This window comes from Streptomyces sp. MB09-01 (genome assembly GCF_033794505.1).
Taxonomy (GTDB): Bacteria; Actinomycetota; Actinomycetes; order Streptomycetales; family Streptomycetaceae; genus Streptomyces.
The window spans coordinates 1-1,155 of sequence record NZ_JARAYQ010000565.1; the positions used below are offsets into that span (position 1 = coordinate 1).

Annotated in this window: 1 protein-coding gene; it reads left to right on the forward strand. The window is 71.3% G+C overall.

The window, feature by feature from the left end; translation table 11 throughout:
- On the forward strand, positions 1-1,155 hold a 1,155-nt coding region (locus tag PV721_RS43475; protein ID WP_319734414.1), incomplete at both ends, for a serine hydrolase domain-containing protein.

The window sequence follows — 1,155 nt, forward strand, 5'->3', positions numbered from 1 at the left end:
AGCCGCAGCTCACCGACGCCCAGATCGACAAGGCCGTGGCCCGCCTCGATCAGACCATCACCGACCTGATGCGCCGCACCGGCGTCCCCGGCCTCTCCGTGGCCGTCGTCCACGACGACGAGGTGGTCCACCTCAAGGGCTTCGGCGTCCGCCGCACCGGCGAGCCCGCCAAGGTCGGCCCCGACACCGTCTTCCAGATCGCCTCCGTCTCCAAGCCCGTCTCCTCCACCGTCATCGCCGGCGCCTTCACCACCCCCGACGAGTGGGACCGTCACGTCACCCTCCCCGGCTTCGCCTTCAAGGACCCCTGGGTCACCGACCACGTCACGACCGCCGACCTGTTCTCCCACCGCAGCGGCCTGCCCGACCACGCCGGCGACCTCCTCGAAGACCTCGGCTACGACCAGTCGTACATCCTCGACCACCTGCGCCTGGAGCCCCTCACCCCCTTCCGCGCGAGCTACGCCTACACCAACTCCGGCCTCACCGCCGCCGCCGAGGCCGTCGCCCGCGCCAAGGGCACCACCTGGCAGAAGCTCAGCGCGGACACCCTCTTCAAGCCCGCCGGCATGACCCACACCAGCACCGAGTTCTCCGCCTACGTCAACGCCTCCGACCACGCGGCCACCCACGTCAAGAACCCGGACGGCACCTGGAGCCCCCGCTACGTCCGCGACCCGGACGCCCAAGCCCCCGCCGGCGGCGTCAGTTCCACCGCCCGCGACATGTCCCGCTGGCTGCGGCTCCAACTGGCCGACGGCACCCTCGACGGCAAGCGGATCATCCCCGCCGCCACGCTCGCCCGCACGCACGTTCCCCAGATCGTCTCTCAGCCGCCCACCTCCCCCTCAGGCCGCGCCGGCTTCTACGGCCTCGGCTGGAACGTGTCCTACGACGACTCCGGCCGGCTGCGCCTAAGCCACTCCGGCGCCTTCGAACTCGGTACCAACGCCAACGTCACGATGCTCCCCCTGGAGAAGCTCGGCATCGTAGTCCTCACCAACGGCGCCCCCGTCGGCCTGGCCGACGCCGTCGCCCTCGAGTTCTTCGACGTCGCCCAGCACGGCAAGGCCACCACCGACTGGCTGCCCCTGCTCGCGTCCGTCTACGCCCAGGAGGTCGACGAGGACCGGTCCCCCACCGACTACGCCCACC